Source organism: Rhizobium sp. 9140 (genome assembly GCF_900067135.1).
Lineage (GTDB): Bacteria > Pseudomonadota > Alphaproteobacteria > Rhizobiales > Rhizobiaceae > Ferranicluibacter.
In genome coordinates, this window is sequence record NZ_FJUR01000001.1 from 1,788,807 (window position 1) to 1,815,658 (window position 26,852).

The 26,852-nt window shown below is 60.3% G+C and carries 25 protein-coding genes and 2 pseudogenes; 15 read left to right on the forward strand and 12 right to left on the reverse strand.

The features are described from left to right. Positions 1 to 84: 84 nt before the first annotated feature. The 5 genes and pseudogenes from GA0004734_RS08385 to GA0004734_RS08405 all read right to left on the reverse strand — a co-directional run. Entirely contained in the window at positions 85 to 729 is a 645-nt protein-coding gene (locus GA0004734_RS08385; protein ID WP_092932866.1) for a hypothetical protein, read from the reverse strand. Beyond that, entirely contained in the window at positions 726 to 1,952 is a 1,227-nt protein-coding gene (locus GA0004734_RS08390; protein WP_092932868.1) for a tyrosine-type recombinase/integrase, read from the reverse strand. The genes GA0004734_RS08385 and GA0004734_RS08390 overlap by 4 nt, the downstream gene beginning before the upstream one ends. Before the next feature lie 383 nt (positions 1,953 to 2,335). Further along, entirely contained in the window at positions 2,336 to 2,689 is a 354-nt protein-coding gene (locus tag GA0004734_RS08395) for an HNH endonuclease (RefSeq protein ID WP_092932870.1), read from the reverse strand. Positions 2,690 to 2,780: 91 nt separating this feature from the next. Then, positions 2,781 to 3,695, reverse strand: a complete 915-nt coding sequence (locus tag GA0004734_RS08400; RefSeq protein ID WP_092932872.1) for a homocysteine S-methyltransferase family protein — start codon at positions 3,693 to 3,695, stop codon at positions 2,781 to 2,783. A gap of 29 nt (positions 3,696 to 3,724) precedes the next feature. Next, positions 3,725 to 4,981 (reverse strand): annotated as a pseudogene (locus GA0004734_RS08405) (ABC transporter ATP-binding protein); the annotation flags it as partial. Between the two features lie 422 nt (positions 4,982 to 5,403). On the opposite strand from GA0004734_RS08405, the gene GA0004734_RS08410 reads away from it, so the two are divergent. Further along, entirely contained in the window at positions 5,404 to 5,742 is a 339-nt protein-coding gene (locus GA0004734_RS08410; protein ID WP_139056253.1) for a hypothetical protein, read from the forward strand. A 655-nt stretch (positions 5,743 to 6,397) separates the two neighbouring features. Here GA0004734_RS08410 and GA0004734_RS25910 read toward each other — a convergent pair. Beyond that, complete coding sequence (locus GA0004734_RS25910; RefSeq protein ID WP_175386264.1) at positions 6,398 to 6,586, reverse strand: hypothetical protein; 189 nt, start codon at positions 6,584 to 6,586, stop codon at positions 6,398 to 6,400. Between the two features lie 236 nt (positions 6,587 to 6,822). Here GA0004734_RS25910 and GA0004734_RS08420 point away from each other — a divergent pair, with 236 nt between their 5' ends. The 3 genes and pseudogenes from GA0004734_RS08420 (at position 6,823) to GA0004734_RS08430 (ending at position 9,065) form a co-directional block, all read left to right on the forward strand. Next, a complete protein-coding gene (locus GA0004734_RS08420) occupies positions 6,823 to 7,065 on the forward strand; it encodes a hypothetical protein (protein WP_139056254.1) in 243 nt (80 codons plus the stop codon). 136 nt (positions 7,066 to 7,201) lie between these two features. Further along, positions 7,202 to 8,068 (forward strand): annotated as a pseudogene (locus GA0004734_RS08425) (transglutaminase family protein); the annotation flags it as partial. A gap of 175 nt (positions 8,069 to 8,243) precedes the next feature. Beyond that, positions 8,244 to 9,065 carry a transglutaminase-like domain-containing protein gene (locus GA0004734_RS08430; RefSeq protein WP_092932881.1) on the forward strand — a complete coding sequence of 274 codons (822 nt, stop codon included), beginning with the start codon at positions 8,244 to 8,246 and terminating at the stop codon, positions 9,063 to 9,065. Between the two features lie 149 nt (positions 9,066 to 9,214). Here the strand turns inward: GA0004734_RS08430 and GA0004734_RS08435 are convergent, their stop codons facing one another. Next, entirely contained in the window at positions 9,215 to 10,204 is a 990-nt protein-coding gene (locus tag GA0004734_RS08435) for a tyrosine-type recombinase/integrase (RefSeq protein ID WP_092932882.1), read from the reverse strand. Between the two features lie 340 nt (positions 10,205 to 10,544). Next, complete coding sequence (locus GA0004734_RS08440; protein ID WP_092932884.1) at positions 10,545 to 11,531, reverse strand: porin; 987 nt, start codon at positions 11,529 to 11,531, stop codon at positions 10,545 to 10,547. A 606-nt stretch (positions 11,532 to 12,137) separates the two neighbouring features. Between GA0004734_RS08440 and GA0004734_RS08445 the strand changes: the two genes are divergently transcribed. Further along, positions 12,138 to 13,166, forward strand: a complete 1,029-nt coding sequence (locus tag GA0004734_RS08445) for a porin (RefSeq protein ID WP_092932885.1) — start codon at positions 12,138 to 12,140, stop codon at positions 13,164 to 13,166. A 116-nt stretch (positions 13,167 to 13,282) separates the two neighbouring features. Here the strand turns inward: GA0004734_RS08445 and GA0004734_RS08450 are convergent, their stop codons facing one another. After that, positions 13,283 to 14,176, reverse strand: a complete 894-nt coding sequence (locus tag GA0004734_RS08450; protein WP_092932887.1) for an alpha/beta fold hydrolase — start codon at positions 14,174 to 14,176, stop codon at positions 13,283 to 13,285. 100 nt (positions 14,177 to 14,276) lie between these two features. After that, positions 14,277 to 16,457 (reverse strand): lytic transglycosylase domain-containing protein, encoded by a 2,181-nt coding sequence (locus GA0004734_RS08455; protein ID WP_092932889.1) that lies wholly within the window; start codon positions 16,455 to 16,457, stop codon positions 14,277 to 14,279. Positions 16,458 to 16,807: 350 nt separating this feature from the next. Between GA0004734_RS08455 and dapA the strand changes: the two genes are divergently transcribed. Both dapA and smpB read left to right on the forward strand, forming a co-directional pair. Beyond that, positions 16,808 to 17,692, forward strand: a complete 885-nt coding sequence (gene dapA / locus GA0004734_RS08460) for a 4-hydroxy-tetrahydrodipicolinate synthase (RefSeq protein ID WP_092932891.1) — start codon at positions 16,808 to 16,810, stop codon at positions 17,690 to 17,692. Beyond that, positions 17,692 to 18,168: an SsrA-binding protein SmpB gene (smpB, locus tag GA0004734_RS08465; protein WP_092932893.1), complete on the forward strand. Its 477-nt coding sequence runs from the start codon at positions 17,692 to 17,694 to the stop codon at positions 18,166 to 18,168. The genes dapA and smpB overlap by 1 nt, the downstream gene beginning before the upstream one ends. A 52-nt stretch (positions 18,169 to 18,220) precedes the next feature. On the opposite strand, the gene GA0004734_RS08470 is transcribed toward smpB, so the two are convergent. Then, on the reverse strand, positions 18,221 to 18,799 hold the full coding sequence (locus GA0004734_RS08470; protein WP_092936076.1) for a LabA-like NYN domain-containing protein: 579 nt from the start codon (positions 18,797 to 18,799) through the stop codon (positions 18,221 to 18,223). Positions 18,800 to 19,297: 498 nt separating this feature from the next. Between GA0004734_RS08470 and rpoZ the strand changes: the two genes are divergently transcribed. The 3 genes from rpoZ (at position 19,298) to GA0004734_RS08485 (ending at position 22,526) form a co-directional block, all read left to right on the forward strand. After that, the gene (rpoZ, locus tag GA0004734_RS08475) at positions 19,298 to 19,699 is read left to right on the forward strand and encodes a DNA-directed RNA polymerase subunit omega (RefSeq protein ID WP_092932895.1); all 402 of its coding nucleotides are present in this window, start codon (positions 19,298 to 19,300) and stop codon (positions 19,697 to 19,699) included. A gap of 307 nt (positions 19,700 to 20,006) precedes the next feature. Next, positions 20,007 to 22,235 (forward strand): RelA/SpoT family protein, encoded by a 2,229-nt coding sequence (locus GA0004734_RS08480; RefSeq protein ID WP_092932897.1) that lies wholly within the window; start codon positions 20,007 to 20,009, stop codon positions 22,233 to 22,235. 138 nt (positions 22,236 to 22,373) lie between these two features. Then, positions 22,374 to 22,526 (forward strand): DUF3563 domain-containing protein, encoded by a 153-nt coding sequence (locus GA0004734_RS08485; RefSeq protein WP_092932898.1) that lies wholly within the window; start codon positions 22,374 to 22,376, stop codon positions 22,524 to 22,526. Positions 22,527 to 22,609: 83 nt separating this feature from the next. Here GA0004734_RS08485 and GA0004734_RS08490 read toward each other — a convergent pair whose 3' ends face one another. Next, positions 22,610 to 22,807 (reverse strand): hypothetical protein, encoded by a 198-nt coding sequence (locus tag GA0004734_RS08490; protein WP_092932900.1) that lies wholly within the window; start codon positions 22,805 to 22,807, stop codon positions 22,610 to 22,612. A gap of 209 nt (positions 22,808 to 23,016) precedes the next feature. Between GA0004734_RS08490 and GA0004734_RS08495 the strand changes: the two genes are divergently transcribed. The 5 genes from GA0004734_RS08495 to era all read left to right on the forward strand — a co-directional run bounded on the left by GA0004734_RS08495 (position 23,017) and on the right by era (position 26,745). Continuing rightward, positions 23,017 to 23,580 (forward strand): DUF2062 domain-containing protein, encoded by a 564-nt coding sequence (locus GA0004734_RS08495; RefSeq protein ID WP_092932902.1) that lies wholly within the window; start codon positions 23,017 to 23,019, stop codon positions 23,578 to 23,580. Between the two features lie 31 nt (positions 23,581 to 23,611). Next, complete coding sequence (acpS, locus tag GA0004734_RS08500) at positions 23,612 to 24,031, forward strand: holo-ACP synthase (protein WP_092932904.1); 420 nt, start codon at positions 23,612 to 23,614, stop codon at positions 24,029 to 24,031. Between the two features lie 162 nt (positions 24,032 to 24,193). Further along, on the forward strand, positions 24,194 to 24,937 hold the full coding sequence (gene lepB, locus GA0004734_RS08505; RefSeq protein WP_092932905.1) for a signal peptidase I: 744 nt from the start codon (positions 24,194 to 24,196) through the stop codon (positions 24,935 to 24,937). After that, a complete protein-coding gene (gene rnc / locus GA0004734_RS08510) occupies positions 24,937 to 25,647 on the forward strand; it encodes a ribonuclease III (RefSeq protein ID WP_092932907.1) in 711 nt (236 codons plus the stop codon). Before lepB ends, rnc begins: the two co-directional genes overlap by 1 nt. 117 nt (positions 25,648 to 25,764) lie before the next feature. Further along, positions 25,765 to 26,745: a GTPase Era gene (gene era / locus GA0004734_RS08515; protein ID WP_092936078.1), complete on the forward strand. Its 981-nt coding sequence runs from the start codon at positions 25,765 to 25,767 to the stop codon at positions 26,743 to 26,745. The last annotated feature ends 107 nt before the right edge of the window (positions 26,746 to 26,852 follow it).

Genomic DNA, 26,852 nt, shown 5'->3' on the forward strand with positions numbered 1-26,852 from the left:
TGCGTCATCCTTTCTTCGACTTGGATGACTTAAATACACACACGTTCCCCCGATCCGCTCCATCCTAACTGAAAAGAAAATGCATCACGACTTGGGGTATCTCTGTTTCCGCAAGGCGTCCGCAGCGCTTTTGATCGTGGCCGAGTTGGTTCGCTCTGCCCCTCGCACATCATCGAACAGGTCTACGAGAGTATGCAGGAAGCGGTCATACTTCGTCGCTTTGTCGGGAAATTTTTGCGCGTGCGGCACTTTGCCCTGGCACTGGCGATAGGCTTCCATAGCAACGTTGATGACAATATCTCGTCCAGCCGTCTTTTTCAGTCCAACGTCTCTCTCAAGGTCTTCAAGCACCTTCTTCGCTTCCCGATGAGCAGCTTTCAAGTCAACGAGCAGACGTCCCCACACGGGACTGCCATCTTCATTCTCGTGCTCTGGAAGCGACGCCCTCGCTTCGAGTACCGCAACTGGTGTGTCTAGGTCTCGAACCTTGCCAGGATCTCGGACGCCGAAAACCTTCAGCGAGCAGACCTCGATCCCGGAAAGCGAAGCTTCAGCTTTGCGTCGGGCCTCCGAAGTCTCGCACTGCGCGACATAAGACGCCGTTGTTACAGCCATCTGAATGTTACGCTGAAGATAATCGCGAATGAACGGAGCTTGAGCGGGGTGCGGGCGAAGATCTTCGCAGAGACGCAGCCAGACATCATCGGGCAGGATCCAATTCCGGTTCATCGGCTCGCCGCTCCAATGGCTATGACTTTTCCATCGTGCTTTACGGTTGCAAAAGACGACCATGCGTCCATGAGCAGCCGGCGCTTTTCCAAGGCGTCGGACCGGCGGTACGCCTGCTCCGCCTTGTCGCCAACAATATGAGCGAGAGCGGCTTCAATAACCTCGCGTTGAAAATTCGTTCGATCCCCCGCCCAGTCTCTAAATGCCGACCGGAAACCATGGACGGTTGCTCGATCATCATATTCTAGCGTGCGCAGTACCTTCTGCATCGTCATATCGGACAACGGCATATCGGCCTTCATTCCGGGAAATACGTACTTGTTCAGGCTTGCGGCCTGCATCTTCTCCAGGATTACGATGGCAGCTTTACTTAGGGGAACACGATGCTCGCGTCCGGATTTCATGCGCTCTTTGGGGACGGTCCAGACCGCGGACTCGATGTCGATTTCCGTCCACTCCGCCTTGAGCACTTCGCCTGTTCGTGCTGCAGTCAGGATGAGGAATTCTAGTGCGCGAGCGCCATAGCCGGTGACGCCCGTCAGCTTCCCGAAGAATTCAGGGAGTTCGATGAAAGGCAGCGCCGCGTGGTGTCCGCGCTTCAGCTTGGTATCCGGTTTTGCGAGAAGGTGCTCGAGATGACCTTTCCATCGCGCTGGGTTCTCACCGTCGCGCCATCCTGACACCCTGGCGTAGTCGAGCACGCGCTCGATGCGCCCGCGCAGGCGTGAAGCCGTCTCGTTCTTGTCCTTCCAATGCGGCTCCAAGACAGCCTTGATGTCGTCAGTCTCGATCGCGGACACTTTCTTCTTTAGGATCGTCTTGCAGTAGGCGTCGCCGAGCGTCATCTCCCATTGCGCGCGGTGCTTGGCGTTCTTCCATTTTCCGTCGAGGGTCTGGAGGAAGGCCTTCACCGCCTCTTCGAAGGTGTGCGGCTTTTTCTTTGCCTTGCGCTCCTCTGTCTCGGAGAACGGATCGCCTCCGCGCCCGAGGATGGTCCGGATTTCTTCTGCCTTCACGCGGGCATCCGCGAGGGAAACCTGTCCTGTCCCACTACCGACCGGGCCGAGCCCCATCTCTCGCCTGACGCCGGCTCTGATGAAAATGAATGACCACGCCTTCGCGCCATCCTTCCTGACAACGAGATACAGGCCATCGCCATCGCCAAGCCTTCCGGGCTTCGTGGCGGCCTTCACTTGCGTGGCTGTCAGCTTGTTGCGCGCCATCCCGTCCTAATCTCCGTACCAATATCACCCCTTGTCACAAGGGTCATTTGAGACGCATTAGGCGCATGAGATCTGAAAAAACGCAATGAAAGCAGCGGATAGTTTTCGTGTAAGTCACGCGGGATAATGACGCGGCGGCCATCTTCTCCGCCACTGTTTTCATTCATCTCATTGTATTTTTTGGAAGTGTTGGCGTCAGCGCCGAATCCCGAAAAACCTTAAGCCGGTTCTCGGTCAATCTTTTACGTGACACGCCGATCAACGCGTATCGGTTCCTCGGCGTCCAGAGCTCGGCGCACGTGCTCCCTGCCGCCATAGCCTGACCGTCTCAGAACCAGCCGACCGATTCGGTCATTCACAGGCGTCTGAGGCCCACGTTCTGACTATCTGCGCCCTCGACCGGAACCCGCTGCTTGCCGGGATGGCTTGGCCGTGTCGGAAAAACCCGGGTGCTTGCCTTTGATCCATGCGACGAATTTCTGCATGGCAGGGTCCCCGAGGATGGCGTCGATCGTTGAGAACGTCTTTGCGAGTTGGGAAGTCGTGAAGGTCGCATGGATCTGATCGTGGCAGATCCGGTGCAGGACGACGGTTTTCTTGCCGCCTTTGCTCTTCGGGACGAGATGATGCGCGTCCGTTTGATCATCCGGGATGATTCGCTCGCAGATCGGACACAGTACGGGCGGCAAGGCTTCGATGTCCCATGCAGACACCTCATCTCTGTTCTTACGGGCCATTGGTGTTGGATCGCTTTCCGGGCGTTGGCTGTGTCGGATAGGTATCAACAGGAACGAGCATATTCGCTCCTGTTGCAAAGCCTGTTTGGCGTCAAAAGCAGCGGTAATCCGTCGACAGTCTGTGGATATGGTCCGCTCCGATTCCGCAGCAGCCACCGATAATGCTGGCACCCGATGCCGCCCACCGCTTTGCCCATTCGCCGTAAGCGGCGGGACCGAGATCCTCGCGAACTTCGGTCAGCGTGGCGTTGGCCTCCTCGTCGTCCTGCTGGGAGGGGAACGCATTGGCATAGACACCGACCGGGATATCGACGCCCAGGCCTTCGAACGTCGAGCGGGCCGCCGCAATGGCCGCTTCCATGACCTCGGGCATGCTGCAATTGAACAGCATGGCCTCCGCACCGACGGACGCCGCCAGTTCGGCTGCGGCCTTGACCGTCTCGTTGGAGCGGAGAAGCGGCTCGGGCATCTGCGAGACCGGGATATCGTCACGGAGCGTGAACGACAGCCAGAGCGGCTTGCCTGTCTCCTTCGTCGCCTGATGCGCGGCGCGGGCTTCGGCCAGACTGCTTTGCGTTTCGGCAAGCCACAGATCGACCGACGGCGCCATGCCCTGCACGAGCACGTCGAGGTAGCGGCCGGCAAGGGCGGGGTTGAAGCGGTCCGGCTGGTAGGAGCCGAAGACGGGCGGAAGGGAGCCGGCAACGAGGATCTTGCGATCACGGCTGGCGTCCGCCGCGTCACGCGCCAGACGGCCGGCACGGGCAGCCAGCATGGCGCCATCCGCTTCGAAACGCGCGTCGCCGATATGAAAGGGGACCACGGCATAGCTGTTGGTGGTGATGACGTCGGCACCGGCCGCAATGTAGTTGTCGTGCACCGTCCGCACAGTGTCTGGCGCTTCCATCAGCGCGAGCGCGGACCATTCCGGCTGCCGGAACGGCGCGCCGATGCGCTCGAGTTCGCGGCCCGTACCACCATCGAGAATCAGCCCTTGCTTCGTCATGCGATCATTCCTCTGCTTCACGTCCCGCGTCACGGTTTGCCTACTTCGGATCGGTTGCGTCCTGCGATGGCATCGTCGAGCCAGCCGGGGCGCATTTCGGGGACCGATGCGATCAGCCTTTCCGTATAGGGATCGAATGGCGGTGCGAGCACATCGGCTTTCCCACCGCTGCGCACCACCTTGCCGCCGAGCATCACAACGACGCTGTCGGCGATGGACCGCACGATCGAAAGATCATGCGTTATGAACAGATAGGAGGTTCCGGCCTCCCTTTGCAAGCGCATCAGTAGGTCGAGAATGCCGTCTGCCACCAGCGGATCGAGCGCCGATGTCGGCTCGTCGCAGATGATGAGTTTTGGGTCGGCCGTCAGCGCGCGGGCGATACAGACGCGCTGCTTCTGGCCGCCGGAAAGCTCGGCGGGATACCGGTCGCGGAGGGTGGACGGCAGCTCGATCTGGTCGAGTAGCGTTGCGACGCGCTGTCTTAAAGCCGGCCCCTTGAGCCCGAAATAGAAGGCGAGGGGCCGCGACAGGATCGCCTCGACCGTCTGGCGCGGATTAAGCGCGAGGTCGGGGATCTGGTTGACGATCTGGATGTTGCGGTGGGTCTCGGCATTCCGTGCGGCAAGCACCGGCGCCAGCACCGCGCCGTCGAACTGCAATTGCCCCGACCCTGCGGGAAGAAGTCCGGTGATCACGCACGCGAGCGTCGATTTCCCCGATCCGGACTCGCCGACCACGGCCAGCGTTTCGCTACGCACGAGGTCGAGGTTGACATCGTCGAGGATGGAGACGCCCTTCGTATATCCCGCCTCTATGCCGGAGACCCGGAGGAGCACATCGTCGCCGCGAGCCTGCGACGGCTTGTCGCTCCGGCGCAGCGAAACGAGGCGCTTGGTGTAGTCTTCCTCAGGTGCACGAAAGATCTGCTCGACGGGACCGTGCTCGACCATCCGGCCGTTCCGCAGCACGAGGATCTCGTCGGCGACCTGCGCGACGACGGCCAGATCGTGCGAGATGTAGAGGGCGGCGGTGCCGGTCTTCGAGATCGCGTGCTTGATGGCCGCGAGGACGTCGATCTGCGTCGTCACGTCGAGCGCCGTCGTCGGCTCGTCGAAGACGATCAGTTCCGGGTTCGGGCAGAGCGCCATCGCGGTCATGGCGCGCTGCAGCTGCCCGCCGGAGGCCTGATACGGATAGCGGTCGCCGAAGTGCGCCGGGTCCGGCAATCCCAGCAGCGCAAAGAGCGCTCTGGCGCGTTCCGTTGGCTCCGCGCGCGGCATGATATTTTTTTAGAAATACCTATTTTATAGGAGATTCTAGATGAAGTATCGTTTTGCTATGCTCATTGCGGCCGTCGCGTTACAGTCGTGCTCAGATGGCGTCAGCAATAAATATTATAGAGGATAGCATTAAAACAGGCCTGACTGCCATGCCTACTACCACTATTAAAGATTTTAATGATGTATCCGTGAAGGATGCCAAGTGTACAGACGAAGATGAAAAGCTCTTATGCAGGTACACGGTGTTATTTGATTTCAGAAATTCCTCTGTGGAAAGTTCGGATGGAATTTACGCGTCTAGAAGTAAAAATATGTCTCCTTAACCTGAATGTCTATAAAAATTCCAGTGGGACGCATATTTCAAAAGAACAGATTATTACAGCGACGATTTGAAGCTGAGGAATTTTGAGAACAGAAAGGCTGGAGTGCTTGAGAAAATTGTTGAAGGTGGAGAGTCGACCTACTTACCTATTAAGTTAGCTCTTGATACAAAGACAGCTAACCTAGAGCTGAAACTGGTGCGTCCCACGAAATCTTGGATAATGTTGGAGTTGGCGCAACGGGGTGTTAAAATTGACGATATCGCTTGTAATGATGAAGCCGCTAGTCGAGACATTATCGTCTGTAATTACATCGGCACGAAGGTAGAAAAGACTCGGTATGATGACGTGCTATACGGTGGGACTGTAAGTTTCAATATGAAAGTAAACAAGAAATTAAATATAGAACGCTCGCAGAAAGATTGGGTTATCGTCAGAAAGTAAGCAGCGCGGGCTCTGCATAGTGAGAGATGTGATATCCTCTTTACCGCTGCGGACATTGAAGCGATAAAAGAGGTACTACATGTTCCATCTAGCGGGCCGTTGGGAAGGCCAAGGCGGCGGCGCAGTCAAGCAAAAAGTTTTCCGTAAATCTTCTAAAATTAAGCGAGAAAAGTTCCGGAAGCGAATTATAAGTAAATATTTACGTCAAACGGCATTATAGTCGGTGTAAGGCGGCACAAATTACATCACCGGCATAACTGGCAGGCCAAACAGCCATTCCCGAAATAGATAAGAAAAAATGTCTTCCAAAACACGGATACGTTGAGAACTTCCCAGCTTTCGATAGATATGCCCTTATATGTTCCTCACTTACATCAGGAACGTTCTTGTGGGAAATATAGTAAGAAGCTGGGGCAGTGAGTAATCATGATAGGCCCTTCAAGACTTCTGTCACCCAGTCGAACTGAGCACTAGCCACCAGTTATGTGATCAGCGCGCGAACGCCGGGCTGGAAGTCTTCGAGAACGAAAGCGCCGGTGCTGACCCGCTTGTCGAAATCTGCCCATGTGATATTCCACCAACCTCGCGGGGAAAGCCGCATTGCCCGCGCTCAGCTTCACCGTCACCTCATGCGTGTCGGTCGCCTTGAGGTCGGTTACGGCGAGAAGCTGGCCCTTGCCATGTCGGCGCGAATCAGGAAGGTCGGGCCGGGTGCTCCCCCCTTGATGGAACCGACCACGCCGGTTCGCCCTACACCCGTCACATGCTCGATCCCGAGCCTCGACAATTCCTGCGCCACCACGGCTGCCGTTCTCTCGACATTGAAGCCGACCTCGGGATGCATGTGCAGATCGCGGCGGATGGCGACAAGCTGAAGCTGTTGAGATCATTCAGAAGCATATCGATATCAAGGTCTCTGTTTGAAGCAGATGGGTTCACGTTATGCGTCCAGTGCTGGTACGTCCAGCAGGGCGCTTGCTCTTCGGCCTTGGCTCGACGGCCTCAGGGTCATGGTTGAACCTGCCACCCCTTGATCGTTTGTGCGGCTGGCGCCACATATGGGGCGAAAGGATGATCGTGATGAAACAGCCCCGCCTTCTCCCGGATGCCATTGAGGCCGGGGCGATAGAGCTTGTCGATCGCGTCGCGACGCGGCATCGCAAGGCCCGAAAATACGGCAGCGTCACGATCATCGTTCCCGATGTCGTTTATGAGGGTATGCCGGCGGGCGAATACGAGGTCGTGATTCGTCGCAAGGTGTCTGCGCTCGGCGACAGGCTGAAGACGCTGGACAACCCATGGATGCGGTTCTTCGATCAGTAACCGCGATCTGAGCGTTTTTCGCGCGGTTCACATGGATGCTGCAAGGCCGATCGAATGGCTCGGGCAGCCCTGCAAAATCACGATTGTCGCAAGCTTTCCCGGCGACGAACGGCGGGCGAGGTGCTAACGTCGGCTAATGGTTCTCTTCTCGGTTCACCACAAGACGTCCTATCGATACAAGCGGCCGGTTGCCTTCGGTGAGCACCGGCTGATGTTTCGACCGCGCGACAGTTTCGATCAGACGCTTCTGGAAGCATCTTTGCATGTGTCTCCGGAGCCGAGCTACGTTCGCTGGGTTCATGATGTCTTCGGCAACTGCGTGGCTCTGGTCGGCTTTGAAAAGCCGGCGCGCGAACTCACCTTCGAGACACTGATCAGGCTCGAACACACGCCGCATGTGCCGATCGATTTCGTGATCGACGAGGAGGCGCGAACCTATCCATTCTCCTACGATCCGGAGGAGGCCTTCGACCTCGAGCGGACGATGAAGCGACATTGTCCCGATCCGGACGATCAGGTCGGCAAATGGGCGCGCCAGTTCGTGCGGGTCGGTCGGCCGACGGAGACCGGGCATCTGTTGATGACCCTTTGCTATGCGATCCGCGAGGGCTTCGTTTACGCTCGACGGCAGGAGCACGGCACCCAGCAGCCTTTGGAAACACTGCGTCTTCGCAAGGGCACCTGCCGCGATTTCGCGCTGTTGATGATGGAAGCCGCCCGCTCGCTCGGCCTCGCGGCACGGTTCGTCACCGGCTATATCTACGTGCCGAGCCGGGATGGGCAGCGCACGCTGGGCGGTGGATCGACCCACGCGTGGTGCCAGGTCTATCTGCCGGGGGCAGGGTGGGTGGAATTCGATCCGACCAACGGCATCGTCGGCAACCGTGATTTGATCCGCGTCGGCGTGGCCCGCACGCCCCGGCAGGCGGTGCCGCTTTCGGGGAGCTATGACGGCAAGAAAGGCGACTTCGACAGCATGACCGTGCAGGTCAATGTGGTCAGCGAGGCGCCGATGGCGGCCGGCGACACATCCGCCAGCGCGCTCCACGCGCAAGCCGGCGTTCCGCAAGCCGCAGAGAGCGAGACGCCGGAACGCGAGCGCTCGAAACAATCGGCATCCTAAACCATTTCCTGTCCAGAATGACCCTCCCGTCACCTCCCAACGAAGGATAGAGCATTTGAAGATCAAAGCCGGTTTCCACATCAGCTATGAATGCCAGCAGGACACCGCCATGTTGCTGGTGCTCAACATTCATCCTTCCAGGCGCGTGGATCTGCTGACGGATCAGGTTTTGCAGTTCGACCGGCCGATCGAGGCCTGGGAATATGTCGATGGCTTTGGTAACGCTTGCAGCCGGATCGTCGCACCGGCTGGAATAACCACGCTCTCGACCGAGTTCGAGATCTACGACACCGGTCAACCCGATATCATTCCGTATGATGCCGTGCAGCATTCGATCAAGGATTTGCCCGATGACGTGCTCGTGTACCTGCTCGGCAGCCGCTATTGCGACACCGACCGCCTCTCGAACTTCGCCTGGCAGACGTTCTCTCATGTGCCCCTGGGCTGGCCGCGTGTGGCGGCGATCATGGATTTTACGCACAACCGCATCCGGTTCGATTATCAGCGGGCCGATTCAACGCGGTCGGCCTTTGGCGGCTTCACCGATCAGACCGGCGTTTGCCGCGATTTCGCCCATCTCGCCATCACCCTCTGCCGCGCCATGAATATCCCGGCTCGCTACTGCACGGGCTATCTCGGCGATATTGGCGTGCCGGTGGACGTCAATCCCATGGATTTCAGCGCCTGGTTCGAGGTCTATCTCGGCGGTCACTGGCATACGGCCGACGCCCGCCACAACAAGCCCCGCATCGGCCGTATCCTGATGGCGACCGGACGCGATGCGACGGACGTCGCGCTCTCAACCGCCTTCGGACCCGCCACGCTGGTGCGCTTCGACGTGGTGACGGACGAGATCCCGCATGATTCGGCCTCATAGGGCGTCACGCGAAAACCGACTGTCGCCTATGGTGGCGTAGGGCAAAGCGAAGGACGTGCGTTCCTTTCCGAAGGGAAAAAGATTGGCGTGGAGGGGAAGTTCTCCTCCAGGCACAATGCTCGATGGCCGTCGGACAAGGCTGCATGGATTTAGCAAGCCTGTTCCGATTGCGCCTGTTGCGGCATCCGGTTTGTCCTTGTGGACATGGAGGCTTTCTGACTGGCGCGCTCCAGCACGGGGACGCAAAGATCGAGGTCGTGAGAGGCGAGGTGGGCGTAACGCATCGTCATCTGCAGCGTCTGGTGGCCGAGCCACATCTGGACGCGACGGATATCGATGCCGCCGCGCACCAGCCGTGAGGCGCAGGTGTGGCGAAGCACATGCGGCACGAGATCTGGATCGTCGAGAAAACCGGCATCCTGTTTCGCTGCCTTCCACACCGTGCGGAACTGCTGCTGGTCGATGCCCGAGAACGGCCCGAGACCGCGGGCCGTGGCATGGCCGATGGCTTTGCGCGCCCGCGTCGTCAGGGGAACGGAGCGGCTGCGCCCGGATTTGGTGATCCAGAAGGTGGCCATGGAGCCCTGCAGGTCGTTCCAGCGAAGACCGAGTGCCTCGCCAAGACGCGCTCCGCTGTCGACCAGGAAGATGCAGAGCCGCTGATACAGCTCGTTGCGCGCAGCGATCGCTGCGAAAAGCCTGACCTCTTCGTCATGCTCCAGAAACCGGACGCGCCCCGCGCGCTCCTTCTGACGGGTGAAATCCGGCAGCACATGGATGTCGCCGATCTTGTGCGCCTTGCGCAGAAGCTTGCTCAGCGCCGACATTTTGCGGTTGATCGTGGCGTTGCTGTTGCCGCGCTTGCGCAGCGCGTTCACCAGACGGTCGAGCATGTCCTGGGAGAAGCCGCTGAATTCCTTTTCGGGCATCATGTCGTAGAGATCGTGGATGAAGGCGACGACATTGGCCTTGTGCTTCCCGCCCTCCCAGAGCGTGTCGCCATAGCGATCGAGAAGCGTGACGAGCGTATGCGTGGCCGGCGGTTCGAAGTCGCCCCCCGCGCGCAGCGTGTAGGAGAGCCCGGAAAACGAGCCGGCGCCATAAGACTCCGCTACGAAGGGTTTGCCGTTCATATCCATGAATGCCGTCTCCAATGATGCACCCGGCGAGGGCGCCTATGCAGGTTCCTTCTGCTCGACCGTGTGAGGGCCGGGCAGGACGATGGACGCAGCCCGGCGATGACGGCATCGCGACGCGATGCAGACCTTGCGGGCGGAGAAGCGTTGCCACTTCACGTGTTCGGGAGCTTATGCAGCGCCACAGCATCTGCATAAATTTATAAAATATGCCTAATACAGGGCATACTTATTTTCAAAATTCCAAAACCACAAGGCCCGCAGTTCGCGAGAACTGCAGGCTTTATGATTTTGATGTCAGACCTTCGAGTAGGAAGGTCTGACGACGTCGCGGGTGCGTGACTTAGAAGTCGCGCTGCAGACGGAGGAAGCCGGTCCACTTTTCGTCTTCGCGGTCGACGTCCTTGTAGTTGACGGTAGCGAGCGTGCGCAGGCCATCCGTGATCTGGTATCCAGCGGTAACGCCGACCTTCCAGGCGTCCTTGCCGTTTACGAAGCCGTAGTCGCCATAGTACTGAGCAGCCGGGGTGATGAAGAGCTTCTCGGTTGCCTTGATCTTGTACTCTGCTGCAACAGCCCATTCGGACGTGCTGTAGAAGTAGTTCGGATCCGTCGAATAGACGGCAGCAAAGCCGAGCTTGCCCGGACCAACATCAGCGGTAAGGATGCCGCGGAAGGCCGACTCTTCGGCATCAAAATCGTAGGAGCCGATGAACTGGCCGGTCACGCCGCCCACGGTAAAGCCAACGAGGCCAGAAGCGCCGACGTCGTCGTTCGTACCCGGATCGACAAGGCCACCGCCACGAAGCTCGGTAACCGCAGCACCGACCTGGAATGCACCGGTGTCATAGGTGTAGCGCGCTTCGTTCGAGAGCGTGTTGTCGGAACCGATGTCGTCCGTTTCCCCGGAGAGGCCATCGTCCCACCAGTTGTACAGATAACCGACGTCGAAGCCAGCGATGCTGATCCATGCGCCATCGAGGTGCGTGTCGCCGTCGTCATTGGTCTCGAGGTTGATGTAGCCGGTCAGCGCACCGAATTCCGTGTCGCTCTTGGCTTCGAACGTCAGGTAGCCGCGCGTCAGCGGGTTCCAGTCGGCCCCGGCTTGCGTGTAGTCTTCATCGTAAGCGATCTGCGTACGAACGTAGCCGCCGATCTTGAGGCAGGTTTCCGTGCCCGGGATGTAGAAGTAACCCTTGCCGAAAGCGTCGCAAACGCGAACGTATTCCATTGCTTCCGGTTCAGCAGCGACGATAGCGTCGGCAGCGTGTGCGCCGGATACTGCTGCGAGAGCGGCAGCGGAGCCGAGAAGAAGGCTCTTAATGTTCATTTCTGACCTCCAGTCAAAAATGAGTCCAAACTTACCAAACGTCCGGCCAGCAGGGCTTTGAGGCCGTCGGCGCCGTGTGCGGCCCTGCGGCACCGTCCGCGCCGGCCGAAAGTTGGAACGCCTTGCTCTCGCACTGTCGGGGGTCCGGACCTCCCGACATCGATTCTCTCTAGGGAATCATGCGCGGCAACCGGTTGTCGGCCCCGGTCGAATGGCACGGTGCCAGGGCAAGCAGGCGGCGGATGGTGACGGCGGGAAGGCCTTGCGACCCACCTGGCCCCTGTTTTGACACCTTAAACACCAGTTTCGCGCAAGCCTCCGCTCCGCTAAGCACTTCGCAACAAACGATTTTCTTAAGCTCTCGTTAAGACTTTGGAGCCTGGATGGCCATTTTGTGTCGTTTCAGCAACAGGACATGCGGAAGGGCGGACGAAAGGAGGCGGGATAGCAAGTTGGTGATTGCGCCATCGGCCGGGTCAGGTATTTTCAAATCCAGAAGCACGGGCGGTTGATCGCCAACTTCTGAAGTGTTGGGGATGGGGCAGGGAACGCTGTCCTTCAGCAAAATACCCAGACCCGTTTTAAACTTTTGACTGGAGGTCAGAAATGAACATTAAGAGCCTTCTTCTCGGCTCCGCTGCCGCTCTCGCAGCAGTATCCGGCGCACACGCTGCCGACGCTATCGTCGCTGCTGAACCGGAAGCAATGGAATACGTTCGCGTTTGCGACGCTTTCGGCACCGGCTACTTCTACATCCCGGGCACGGAAACCTGCCTCAAGATCGGCGGCTACGTTCGTACCGAAGTTCGCTTCAACGAAAATTCCTACGGCGCAAACGGCCGTGGCGACTATGATGGCTACTCGCGTGGCTACCTGACGTTCGCTGCCAAGAACGACACGGAATACGGCACGCTGTCGTCCTACATCAACCTTCAGGCTGATACCGAAAGCGACGTATTCCTTGACGGCGCATGGATCAACATCGCTGGTTTCGACGTCGGTTACTTCTACAGCTACTGGGACGATGGTCTCTCTGGCGAAACCGACTCGCTCGACTCTTCGTTCGGCGCTCTGCAGAACTCGGCTCGTTACACATATGACGCCGGCTCTTTCATGGCCAGCGTATCGGTTGAAGAAGTTGAGAACACCTACTTCACCGACCGCGACAGCAACAACGACGTTGGCGTAACCGGTAAGCTCGGCGCAACGATCGGCGGCTTCAACGTTTACGGTCTCGCTTCCTACGACGTCGACGTCGAAGAAGCTGCGTTCCGCCTGCTTGCTACGGCTGAAATCGGCCCGGGCACGTTCGGCATCGCTGGCCAGTACGCCACGAACCCGAACTACTACTACGACCGCGCTGAATGGACCGTTGCAGCTGAATACGCTGTAAAGGCAACCGACAAGCTGACGATCACCCCGGCCGCTCAGTACTTCGGCAACGTTCGTACCGGCAGCGACTTCAACAACGATCTCGACGCTTGGAAGGTTGGCCTGACGGCTGGCTACCAGGTTACGGAAGGCCTGCGCACGCTGGCAACCGTCAACTACACGAAGTTCGACGGCGACGCAGCTGACGCGCTCGTATCCGACGACCAGTGGACTGGCTTCGTTCGCCTTCAGCGCGACTTCTAATATCACTTGACCTCACGGTCATTGATGGAAAACCCGGCAGCAATGCCGGGTTTTTCGTTTTCGGACGAGACGATGCACGACGGAAACCGACGCGGGCGCAGATTATGCCGCGTCACTCAAGCCTGTGTCGCGAGAAAGTCCCTGATCGGCTCGATAACGCCGGTGAGGTGGAGGAGGGGAGCGTGACCCTGGCCGGGCACGGTCAACGAATGCAGTCCGGGATGGCGCCGGGCCATGTCCGAAACCGTCTTCTGCGACAACAGCGACGACGTCTCACCGCGGATCACCATGAGCGGCTGCTCCCGAAGGTGATCGAAAAGGGGCCAAAGGTCGGTGAGGGGCGTTTCCGCCGAGAGTTCGAGGAGCGGTGCGACGAGCGCAGGGTCGAAGTCGGGTATGATGACGCCGTTCGTCTCGCGATAGAGGCTTTGCGCCATCTCGTCCCAATCCGACGTTTGAAGGGCGGGAAAGGCTGGTCCGTGCAGCATCTTCAACTCCATGGCCGCGGCACGCCATGATGCGTAGCGGCCTTCGTCATTCAGATAGCGGGCGATGGCCAGCAGCCCGCCGATCTCGATGACGGGACCGATATCGTTGAGAATGTTGGCGCGTGAAAGTCCGGGCGCCATTCCGGGCAGAAGGTGGAGGATCAAGCCGCCACGGGATGTCCCAACGAAGATGGCGGCATCGATGTCGAGCGCGCTGCAGATCTCCAGAACATCGCCCGCCTCGACCGAGAGCTGGTAGCGGCTCGGGTCCGGGTCCCAGTCGGATCGTCCACGCCCGCGATAATCGACCGCGATCACCCGCCGCGGCTTTTCCCGATCGTTCGAGATGGCCTGCGCAAAGCCATGGAAGTCGCGGGAGTTGCGGCTGAGTCCGGGGAGGCAGACGACGGGCAGGGGATCGTCGCCATCCCCTGCACGATGAGCGGCAGGATACTCCCCCGCAAACAGCGTCAGGCCATCACGAACCCGGATGAAATGCTCGACGATGCCGTGCCTGTCCATATCCCCTCCATTCGCGGAAGTTCGTGTTGCTCCGCCGTCTCGATTCTCTCTTCTTTATAGAGGGGACGAAGACGAAAGGAAGAAAGCGGAATCGGCCTGATTAGGACGACTGCCGCCCCATCCGCAGATCCTCGACGATATCGGCACTTTGTCCGAGTCGCGATTTATAGACCTGGTAGTTCTCCATCACTCGCTGCACGTAGTTGCGCGTCTCGGCGAAAGGAATGCGCTCGATCCAGTCCACCACCTCATCGATCGATTTTCCGCGCGGATCGCCATAGCGGCCGATCCATTCCGGCACGCGGCGAGGGCCTGCATTATAGGCAATGAACGTCAGGATGTAGGAGCCGCCGAAATCATTGATCTGCTCGCCGAGATAATGCGCGCCGAGCGTTGCATTATACCCGGCATCCGTCGTCAGACGCTCCTTGGAATAGGGGATGCCATGGCGGCTCGCGACAAGCTTTGCCGTCGTCGGCAGGATCTGCAGCAGGCCGCGCGCATTGGCCGGCGACACAGCAGCCGGATTGAAGGCACTTTCCTGCCGCGCGATGGCATAGGCGAGCGCCTTGCCGGAACCCGAAATATTCGCCGTGCCCGGAATGACGCCCAAGGGAAAGGCGAGGGCCGCCACATCGATTCCGCGACCGAAGGCCAGCTTGCCGACCTGAAGTGCGAGGCTATGCGTCCGTGTCTTCTCCGACCGCGCAGAAAGAATCGCGAGCTCACCCGGACTGGTCAGGTTGTCGGCCAGCGCCAGATAGAGCCCGTCCGCCCGCCATCCGTGACCGGCCGCTTCAAGTCGGCCAATCGCGCGAACGGCTTCGCGGCTTTCGAACCGCGTGCGGTCGTCCGCCGTAGGGCTGGGATAGGTGACGTTCAGCGTCTTGCGACCGAGCTTTGCGCTGGCCAGCTGTCCATAGAATGTACCCGAAAGCGCGGCTGCCTTGGCATAATAGGTCTTAGCCTGTCCGGGTCCACCCTTCTCGGCAGCGCGGCCGAGCCAATAATAGGCGCGCGACACCGAGATCGGCCGATTGGACGCCTTGAGAATGCGCTCGAAATGCGCGGCGGCCGTTTGCCCGTCCTGAAGACCACGCAGCGCATACCAGCCGGCATGAAATTCCGCATCCACCACATCGGCGGCATCCGTGGCCACATGCGCAGCGGCAACCCGGTAGGCACCGCGGAAATCTCCGGCATCCGCCAACCCCCGGCTGATGATCCGCTGCTCGACCCACCACTCTCCCGTGTCGATCAGGCGTTCGGGGTCTTTCGGCAGTTGCGACAGGAGCTTTGCGGCCGCGACGTACTTCTCCTGCTTGCGCAACTGCTCGATCCGCACGAACAGAAAGGCCGGATCGCTGCGCCAGGACGGATCGACGGCGGCGATCAGCGCATCCGCATTCGCAGCCTTCTTCGACATGGCGATCCAGGCGCGATAGAGCGACTGCGCCTTGCCGAGATCGCTGAAGCGCGTCGCCTGCTCGAAACGGCCGCGATATAGCAGCATTTCCATGCGGCGCTTATGGTCTGCCGTCGTCAGCAGGCTTGTAAATTCCGCAAGCACCTCTGTTTCCGTCGCGGCGTCCAGCGCTTTCGTCGCCCAGAGCGTACGGAGCCGGGTTGCCGCCTGCCGCGCGTCGCCTTTCGCAACCAGCGCCCGCGCGAGAATCAGCGTGCCCTCCGACGTCTCGGGCGTGGTGCTGCCGAAGGCCGCGAGCACATCCTTCGGCGCCGGGTTCTCCCGGTAGAGCGCGCGTTCCGAGCTGGCGCGCAGCCCGCTGAGGCCCGGCCAGCCTTTCAGTTCCTGCTGCGCGCGGGCGATTTCGTAGGACGGAATGCCCTTCTGCGTCGATTGCGCGATGGCCCAGGTGAGGATGTGCCGGTCGAGCGTATCGTCGTCCATGGCGTTGCGCACCGCGATGGCGCGCACGGGATCGCGATTCGACAGTGCGTCCAAACCGTCCTTGAGGGCGGCAACGGAGGCCGGGATGGTGCTGCGCGGAATGGCGCCGGTCATGCCGCCATCCGCCATGCCGCTGAAGGCGGCCGGCGCCTTGGGAACGGGCACGAAGGCTTCCGCCGCGGATGCCACGTCTGTCGAGTGCGAACGGGGCGGTTGCGAAAGGGGCGGTTGCGAAAGGGGCGGGCGCGAAAGAGGGAGGGGGACGCCGACCGGCTCCGCCTGTGCGGCGATACTCGGGACGAAGAGCACGCCGAGTCCGAGCGTGGAAACACCCAAAGCGGCGATCAGTGTTCGATGGATGGCACCACGCATGAAGACTTTCCCGCCTATGATCAACCCGCCGTTTGGCAATCCTACCGCATTTGGCCTACCGCATTCGGCCTACCGTATTTCGCCTATCGCATTTGGCAAGCGAGACGCTAATGAAAGATTAAACCGTTCCTGGATCCTGACATTGCCCTGAACCGTGATCGTCTCGTGTTCAAAAATAAGCGTGAACCGCCTGAACCCTCAGGCCGCCTCGTCCGTTCCGCTCTGCGTCGTCGCTGCCAGTCAATGCTTGCCGCCGGAGATCGGGACGATTAAGGTGCCGGCAATTTTCTAACCGTGAAATACGGCCGAAGCATGGGTCTCCAGTGCCCGCGCGCCGTCAGGAGTCGTGCATGTTCAAGGGATCCATTCCCGCTCTCGTCACCCCGTTCACACCGGCCGGCGCCGTGGATGAGGACGCATTCGTCGATCACGTCCAGTGGGTGATCTCCGAGGGTAGTCACGGTGTCGTTCCGGTGGGAACGACGGGCGAATCCCCCACTCTGTCGCATGCCGAGCACAAGCGCGTCGTCGAACTCTGCATCGAGGCCGCCGGTGGTCGCGTTCCCGTCATCGCCGGTGCCGGGTCCAACAATACGCGCGAGGCGATCGAGCTTGCCCAGCACGCGGAGAAGGCTGGCGCCGACGGTATCCTCGTCGTGACACCTTATTATAACAAGCCGACGCAGAAGGGGCTTTATGCCCACTTTTCGGCGATCGCCGAGGCCGTCAAGCTTCCGATCGTCATCTACAATATTCCCGGCCGGTCGGTCATCGATATGTCGCCGGAAACCATGGGTGCACTGCGCAAGGCCTACCCGTCGATCCTGGGTGTGAAGGACGCGACCGGCAAGATCGAGCGCGTATCCGAACAGCGTATCACCTGTGGTCCGGATTTCGTCCAGCTTTCGGGCGAAGACGCGACGGCGCTCGGCTTCAACGCTCATGGCGGCGTCGGCTGTATTTCCGTCACGGCCAATGTCGCGCCGCGTTTGTGCGCCGCGTTCCAGGAAGCGACGCTTGCCGGCGATTTCGCCAAGGCACTCGCCTATCAGGACCAGTTGATGCCACTGCACAAGGCCATCTTCATGGAGCCGGGCGTCTGCGGATCGAAGTTCGCGCTGAACCGGCTGCGTGGCATGAGCCGGCACGTCCGCTCGCCGCTGATGTCGTCGCTTGAGCCCGCAACCGAAAGCGCGATCAAGGCAGCGCTCGTCCATGCAGGGCTGCTGAACTGATGGCCCCGAAGGGCAGCGAGCGCACCGTTCGCAAGATCGTCGCCGAAAACCGCAAGGCGCGCTACAATTACGAGATCCTCGACACTTACGAGGCAGGTCTTGTGCTGACCGGCACCGAAGTGAAGTCGCTGCGCGAAGGCAAGGCCAATATCGCCGAATCCTACGCGACGGACGAGGCCGGTGAGATATGGTTGATCAATTCCTATCTGCCGGAATATCTGCAGGCCAACCGCTTCAACCACGAGCCGCGCCGCCGCCGCAAGCTTCTGCTGTCCAAGCGCGAAGTGAACCGGCTGCAGGGGGCCGTAAACCGCGAGGGCATGTCGCTGATCCCGCTGAAGATCTATTTCAACGATCAGGGACGCGCCAAGCTCGAGCTGGCACTCGGCAAGGGCAAGAAGCTGCATGACAAGCGGGAAAGCGAGAAAGAGCGCGACTGGAACCGCCAGAAGAGTCGTCTCCTGAAGGACGGCTGAGGCGCGCAGGCGATGTTGGTCGGCGCCGGGGCGCCAATCCGGGGTTACGACGTCAGTTCAGATCGTCCTGATGCGCCGGCTCGACAACGCGTGATTGCCGCTCGGACGGATCGCGTCCGATTTCAGTCTTCAGACTGACAAGGTCGATGAAATGATCTGCCTGGCGCCGCAGGTCGTCGGCGATCATCGGCGGCTGCGTCGACATGGTGGACACCACCGATACTTTCCGTCCCTTGCGCTGCAACGCCTCCACAAGCGTGGTGAAATCGCCGTCGCCCGAAAAGATCACGAGGTGATCGACGGTTTCCGACTGCTCCATGGCATCGATAGCAAGCTCGATGTCCATATTGCCTTTAATTTTCCGACGGCCGAGCGAATCAGTAAATTCCTTGGCAGGCTTCGTCACGACCTTGTAGCCATTGTAGTCCAGCCAGTCGATCAAAGGGCGGATCGAAGAGTACTCCTGATCCTCGATCAGCGCCGTGTAATAATAGGCGCGCAGCAGATAGCCCCGCTTCTGAAAAGCTTTCAAAAGCTTACGATAATCAATGTCGAAGCCGAGGCTTTTCGACGCGGCGTACAGGTTCGCGCCATCGATAAAGAGAGCTATTTTTTCGCGGGGATCGAACATCGGCATTCCTTCAGTCCGGCGAGGAGCGCAATTTTTTCTGTCCGTTATCAGACGCGAAACAAGTGCAGACCGGGGGGATCATGATGACTGTCCTTATCGCACCAGTGATCGAGAGAAAAGTTCGATAGAAGACAAACGTCGTTCGAGCACAATTTTTCCCGGCTCACTAGTCTCGATCGGCAATGCACACATCAACATGACAAACGAACTCCTAAATATGTGGTAAGCTGTCCACTTTTCACACAGATCTAATGTTGCAACCGGGCTTTTGCAATTTTCACGATAAGGTCTCGAAACAATACTATCGGCAACGCTTACCCTTTATCGCTCGCCCTCGCATGAAAAACTTGAATTTTCAGGCCAATGGCTGTATCCGGCAACCAATCCGTTCCTGAGAGCCGGAAAGCCGCGCCAGCCTCGGCCGCTCTCGTCATCAATATCTGCGCAGGCAGGCAGCTTTTGGCCGCGCCCGGCGCTTGAACCATCGAAGGATACGCAATGGCCCGCGTTACGGTCGAAGATTGCATCGACAAGGTCGATAACCGCTTTGAGCTCGTGCTCCTCGCCAGCCACCGTGCGCGCCTGATCTCCCAGGGCGCGGCGATCACCATCGATCGCGACAACGACAAGAACCCGGTCGTGGCGCTGCGCGAGATCGCCGACGAGACCCTGTCCCCCGGCGATCTTAAAGAAGATCTGATCCACTCGCTGCAGAAGCACGTCGAGGTCGATGAGCCCGAAGCGGATCCGGCCTCCATCACGGGCAGCTCGGCAAACTTCGCGGACGCTTCCGAGGACGACGATCAACCCGAAGCCGTGACCTTCGACCGCATGACGGAAGAAGAACTGCTGGCCGGCATCGAGGGCCTCGTTCCGCCGGAAAAGAGCGACGACTACTGATCGTCCCTATCAGCATTTGATCTTCGAAGCGCCGGCATCGTCCGGCGCTTTGTCGTTTTGGCCGCCCTTCAGCTCCCGCGTCCCTTTGCATCGCAACGCCGGAGCTTCGCTGCGGCGATAAAGCGCGGAAAATTTGCGCATCTATGATTCCGATGGTGGGAAATCGACGGTAGCGCCATGATATACCGGAAGAATCGCGCCCGATTGCACCGGACGCGCTTTCAGTTGCTGCTGCGTCATGATTTAAATGGATTTCCATTAAAGGAGTGATGCTGCAGATACACAGCCCCCGCGGAGCCGCACACGCATGATGCGCCAATATGAACTCGTCGAACGGGTTCAGAAATACAAGCCCGACGTCAACGAGGCATTGCTCAACAAGGCCTACGTCTATGCCATGCAGAAGCATGGTCAGCAGAAGCGCGCCAGTGGCGACCCCTATATTTCGCATCCGCTGGAAGTCGCAGCTATCCTGACCGAAATGCACCTCGACGAGGCGACGATCGCGGTCGCGCTGCTGCACGACACCATCGAGGATACGACGGCGACGCGGGCGGAGATCGATGATCTCTTCGGAGAGGACATCGGGGCGCTGGTCGAGGGCCTGACCAAGATCAAGAAGCTCGATCTCGTCAGCCGCAAGGCCAAGCAGGCGGAAAACCTGCGAAAGCTGCTGCTGGCCATCTCCGACGACGTGCGCGTCCTCCTCGTCAAGCTTGCCGACCGGCTGCACAACATGCGCACGCTCGACCATATGTCGGCGGAAAAGCGCGCCCGGATCTCCGAGGAGACGATGGAGATCTATGCGCCGCTGGCCGGCCGCATGGGCATGCACGATATGCGCGAGGAGCTGGAAAACCTCTCCTTCCGTCACATCAATCCCGATGCCTTCGAAACCGTGACGCAGCGGCTGGACGAGCTTTCGGCGCGCAACGAGGGGCTGATCAAGAAGATCGAGGACGAGCTGGGCGATCTGCTCGCCGCCAAGGGCCTGACCGGCATCGCCGTCAAGGGGCGGCAGAAGAAGCCCTATTCCGTCTTCCGCAAGATGCAGTCCAAGTCCCTGTCCTTCGAGCAGCTGTCCGATGTCTGGGGCTTCCGGGTAATCGTCGAGGACATTCCCGCCTGTTACCGCGCACTCGGCATCGTCCACACCCGCTGGCGCGTCGTTCCCGGCAGGTTCAAGGATTATATCTCGACGCCGAAGCAGAACGACTACCAGTCGATCCACACCACCATCGTCGGCCCGTCGCGCCAGCGCATCGAGCTGCAGATCCGCACGCGGCGCATGCACGAGATCGCCGAATACGGCATCGCGGCCCATACGCTCTACAAGGATGGCGCGGAGACACAGCAGGGTGACGTCAAGCTGTCGCCGACTTCCAACGCCTATTCCTGGCTGCGCCGCACCATCGAGGCGCTGGCGGAAGGCGACAATCCGGAAGAGTTTCTGGAGCATACCAAGCTCGAGCTTTTCCAGGATCAGGTCTTCTGTTTCACGCCAAAGGGCCAGCTGATCGCCTTGCCGCGTGGCGCGACGCCGATCGATTTCGCCTATGCGGTGCACACCAATATCGGCGATACCTGCGTCGGCGCAAAGATCAACGGGCGGATCATGCCGCTGGTCACGCGGCTCGCCAATGGCGACGAGGTCGAGATCGTCCGTTCGGGCATACAGGTGCCTCCGGCGGCCTGGGAGGAGATCGTCGTCACCGGCAAGGCCCGCGCCGCCATCCGCCGTGCGACCAAGGCGGCCATCCGCAAGCAATATTCGGGTCTCGGCTTCCGCATCCTCGAGCGCACGTTCGAGCGCGCCGGCAAGCCGTTTACGCGCGAGGCAATGAAGCCGATCCTGCACCGGCTCGGCCAGAAAGAGGTCGAGGACGCCATCGCCGCCGTCGGCCGCGGCGAGCTTTCCTCCCTCGACGTGCTGCGTGCCATGCACCCCGACCACCAGGACGAACGCGTCACGCCAAAACCCTCGACGGACGACGGCTGGTTCGCGATGCGCTCCGCCGCCGGCATGGCGTTCAAGATCCCCGGTCATTCCAAGGACAGCGCGACGGCGATCGATGCCGGCGGGCCGGAAGACCTGCCGATCCGTGGCCTCTCGGGCAATGCCTTCGTTCACTTCAGCGCGTCCGGCGCCGTGCCTGGCGACCGCATCGTCGGCATCATGGAGAAGGACAAGGGGATCACCATCTATCCGATCCAGTCGCCGAGCCTGCAGCAGTTCGACGACGAATCGGAGCGGTGGATCGATGTGCGCTGGGATCTCGACCAGGCCAACAACACCCGCTTCATGGTCCGCGTGCAGGTCAACGCGCTGAACGAGCCGGGCACGCTGGCTGATATCGCCCAGTCGCTGGCCACCGGCGACATCAACATCCGCGCCATCACCATGGGGCCGATCGCCGCCGATTTCAGCGAGTTGATGCTCGATCTCGAGGTCTGGGACCTGCGCCAGCTGAACCATATGCTGACGCAGCTGAAGGAACTGCCGGTCGTCTCTACCGTGAAGCGGGTCTTTCTCTGAGCGGTCTGCCTGCAAGATAGGCTGCTGCTGAACGCGGTATGCGCCGACAGCATGGCTGCCCGCCGAACCCGGCGCTGGTGCAAAGGCAACGATACGCTTATGTTCTGGCTCGGGAGGTAAACGAAGAAAGGTTTACCAATGTTCAAGCAGATCAAGAAGCTCACCGGCGCCCTGCGCCCCCTGTCGGCAGCCGAACGCGAACTGAGCTACCTCAACGGCTCGTCCGATCGCATCGACCTCGAATACCGCCAGCGCCAGATCGACCGCGGCCTCTTCCGCAACGGCCTCTGAGCCAGGTTCATTCAAGCCGAATAAACATCCGAGCCTTGCGCTTCGTGCAAGGCTGACTTGCGCAAGCTCATTGGAGCTCGTTCCTACCAGAAGTCCTGAAATTTTCCCGGCAGGATGCGGCCATGATGGCGGCTCGACCGGGGAATGCTCAAGAGATGGCGGTTCATGATGGACAAATATCGACGAGCGGTCGGATTGTCATGCGGTGTGTCCTTTCCGGGGCCTGCGTCCGCCGCGATCTTCGGATCATCCACGCATTGCCTGAGCGCGATACCCGTCATGGGTCGATAGCTGTCCACATCGAAAACAACCCGTCCGTTGCAGCCTGCCTCCCCACGCTACGGTCGAGAAAGATGTGCCGCTGCCGTGCTGCTGAAATGCTGCACCTGCGTCGAGATTGCCTCGCATTGCCCGGGTTTGCCCCGGTTTACCATTGTTTTGCCCGGGTTTGCCATTGTACGGCCACACAGGCATCGTCTATCACAGCACTATGGTATTCAAACGTCGTCAGCCCGCATCGTTTTCGGCCCGGCTCCGCGAGCTGGTCTGGCCGCGCAAGGGGTTTACCCGCGGCCTTCGTTATCTGGCCCTGCGCATCCTGCGCCTGTCGTCGTCGCCCCATTCCATCGCCATGGGCGTTGCAGCCGGGGCCGCATCCTCCGCAACGCCCTTCGTGGGTTTCCATATTCTCCTAGCACTTGCGGCCGCTTATCTTTTCTCCGGCAACCTGATCGCCGCCGGCATTGCGACGACGCTCGCCAACCCATTGACGATTCCGGTCATTCTCGCGAGCAGCTACGAGATCGGCACGGCGATCCTCGGCTCGGGCGCCCACGCGCCGCTGGATGGCGAGGATATGCTGCACATGCTGACGCATCTGCAACTCGCCGAGCTTTGGGGTCCTGTGCTGAAGCCCCTCTTGCTCGGCAGCCTGCCGCTGGCGGCCGGCAGCGCTGTTGTCTTCTATATCGGCTCCTTCTATGCGGCCCGGCTGTTCCAGTCCCGACGCGTGTCGCGTCTCGCCGAAAAGCTCAAGGCGTCGCAAGCGGCGTAGTCCATCAACTCTTTGGATTCATCAGGTTTTCATGATCATCGGCCTTGGAAGCGACCTCATCGACATCCGCCGCATCGACAATTCGCTCAACCGTTTCGGCGAGCGCTTCATCCAGCGCTGCTTTACCGAGGTGGAAATCGCGAAATCCGAAGGCCGAAAAAACCGGTCGGCGTCCTATGCCAAGCGTTTCGCGGCCAAAGAGGCCTGTTCCAAGGCTTTGGGAACCGGGATCGGGCAGGGTGTTTTGTGGAAGGACATGGGCGTCGTCAATCTGCCCGGCGGCAAGCCGACGATGGTGCTGACCGGCGGCGCCGCCCATCGCTTGGCGAGCATGCTTCCGCACGGCCACCGCGCCGTCGTGCACCTGACGATCACCGACGACGATCCTTTGGCGCAGGCCTTCGTCATAATAGAGGCGCTGCCCGTTGCTCCGGAAGACGTTAGCGGCTAGAGGAAGGCCACGTCGAGGTTGGCGGCGCCTGACGGTGCGCGCGTTCGCAAGGTCGCTTGAGCCCGATGGGCCAAGCTCGATGCGAGCGCCATGGACCCCTGCAGACCAACGGCATTCAAACGACAACAAGCGCCGGTCAGCGGCAAACAAGGATAGACGGGCGTGGCAGAACAAATCGCAAAGAAGGACAGCGGCCTCTGGGAGAATGTGAAGGTCATTATCCAGGCCTTGCTTCTGGCCCTGGTGATCCGCACCGTGCTCTTCCAGCCTTTCACGATTCCCTCCGGCTCGATGATGCCGACGCTGCTCGTGGGCGATTATATCTTCGTCAACAAGTTCGCCTATGGCTATTCGAAATACTCGCTGCCGCGCTCGCCCGACCTCTTCAGCGGCCGTATTTTCGGCAGTGACCCGAAGCGTGGCGATATCGCCGTCTTCCGCTTCCCGCCCAATCCCGAGATCGACTATATCAAGCGCGTCATCGGCCTGCCGGGCGACCGCGTGCAGGTGCGCAACTCCATTCTCTATGTCAACGACAAGGAAGTCGCCCGCGCGCCGGACGGGGTCTTCCGGGCCGACGACCAGTACGACACCGGCGCCGACGTTCCGGTCTTCCGCGAGACGCTCGACAACGGCGTCAGCTTCGACACGCTGGACCAGTTTCCGGATTCGCGCGGCGACAACACCCGCGAGTTCGTGGTGCCGGAAGGTCATTACTTCATGATGGGCGACAACCGCGACAACTCGGCCGACAGCCGTTTCGACGTCGGTTACGTGCCGGCGGAAAACCTCGTCGGTCGCGCCAGCCTCATCTTCTTCTCGCTCGGACACGACACCTCCTTCCTGGAGATCTGGAAGTGGCCGGCAAACCTGCGCTACGACCGACTGTTCAAGGTTCTGAAGTAATGAAGCCGCGCGATCTGGGGCCGCAGGAGCGCGAGCGCCTGGAAGAAACGCTCGGCTATGTCTTCACCGACAAGGTCAGGCTCGACCGTGCTTTGACCCATTCGAGCGCCCGCAATTCCGGCGGGTCCGATTATGAGCGGCTGGAGTTTCTTGGCGATCGCGTGCTCGGTCTCTGCGTTGCGGAGTTGCTGTTCCAGACGTTTAAGACAGCAAACGAAGGCGAATTGTCGGTGCGGCTGAACCAGCTGGTCAGCGCGGAAAGCTGCGCCGCCATCTCCGACGACATCGAGCTTCATCGCTTCATCCGCGCCGGCGCCGACGTCAAGAAGCTTTCCGGCAAGCATGTGTTGAACATCCGCGCCGACGTGGTGGAAGCGCTGATCGCCGCCATCTATCTCGATGGCGGGCTGGAGGCCGCGCGCGGCTTCGTGCTCAAGCACTGGAAGGCCCGCGCGACACGCGCCGACGGTGCCCGCAGGGATGCCAAGACCGAATTGCAGGAATGGTCGCATGCGAAGTTCGGCGTCGCCCCGCAATATCGCGTGGACGACCGCTCCGGTCCCGACCACGATCCGCGCTTCACGGTGACGGTCATCATTCCCGGCGTTGCGCCCGAGACGGGCGTGGACCGTTCCAAGCGGGCCGCTGAGCAGACTGCCGCGACCCGCATTCTGGAGCGGGAAGGGGTCTGGGCCGCTTCCGGACCCTGATCATGGGCGCCTGATCCGGCGCGCAACGAACCTGTTTCAAACCTCTGGTCGCGGAAGCGATTGCGGTTCATACTCACGCCGGCAGACACGCCGGCCCTCAACGAATTGACGGATATGATGACCGAAGATCACACGGATCCTGCCGAGACCGGACAGGACGCAGCAGTCGAAACCGAAGGCGCAACGGATGTCGCCGAGAATGTCGGGCCGACACATTCCGGCTTCGTCGCCATGATCGGTGCGACGAATGCGGGCAAGTCGACGCTCGTCAACCGGCTGGTGGGCGCCAAGGTGTCGATCGTCAGCCACAAGGTGCAGACGACGCGCGCGATCGTGCGCGGCATCGCCATTCACGAGCGCGCGCAGATCGTGTTCATGGATACGCCCGGCATCTTCAAGCCGCGCCGCCGGCTCGACCGGGCCATGGTGACCACCGCCTGGGGCGGGGCGAAGGACGCCGATTTCATCATGCTGCTGGTCGACAGCGAGCGCGGGCTCAAGGGCGATGCGCAGATGATTCTGGAGGGTCTGAAGGAAGTTCACCAGCCGAAGATCCTCGTGCTCAACAAGATCGATCAGGTCTCCCGCGACGTGCTGCTTCAGCTGGCGTCCGCCGCCAACGAGGTGGTTCCTTTCGAGCGCACCTTCATGATTTCTGCGCTGACCGGCTCCGGCTGCGAGGATGTCATGGACTATCTGGCGGCAGCGCTGCCGGAGGGTCCCTGGTACTACCCGGAAGACCAGATCTCCGATCTGCCCATGCGCCAGCTGGCGGCCGAGATCACCCGCGAAAAGCTGTTCCTGCGTCTCCATCAGGAACTTCCCTATTCCTCGCATGTGGAAACCGAGGGCTGGGAGGAAAAGAAGGACGGCTCGGTGCGGATCGAGCAGGTCATCTATGTCGAGCGCGACAGCCAGAAGAAGATCGCGCTCGGCAAGAATGGCGACGCGATCAAGGCGATCTCCATGGCGGCGCGCAAGGAAATCTCCGAAATCCTGGAGCAGCCGGTCCACCTTTTCCTCTTCGTCAAGGTACGCGAAAACTGGGGCGACGACCCCGAGCGCTTCCGCGAGATGGGGCTGGAATTCCCCCGCTGATGTAAAATGGCGGAGCGATCAGGCGATTCGGTGAACGCTCCGTCCAGTCCTGCCCGGCTTGTCCGGCCGCGTGCGCCGTGGCACCTCATGATGCAGATCAGGTGCAA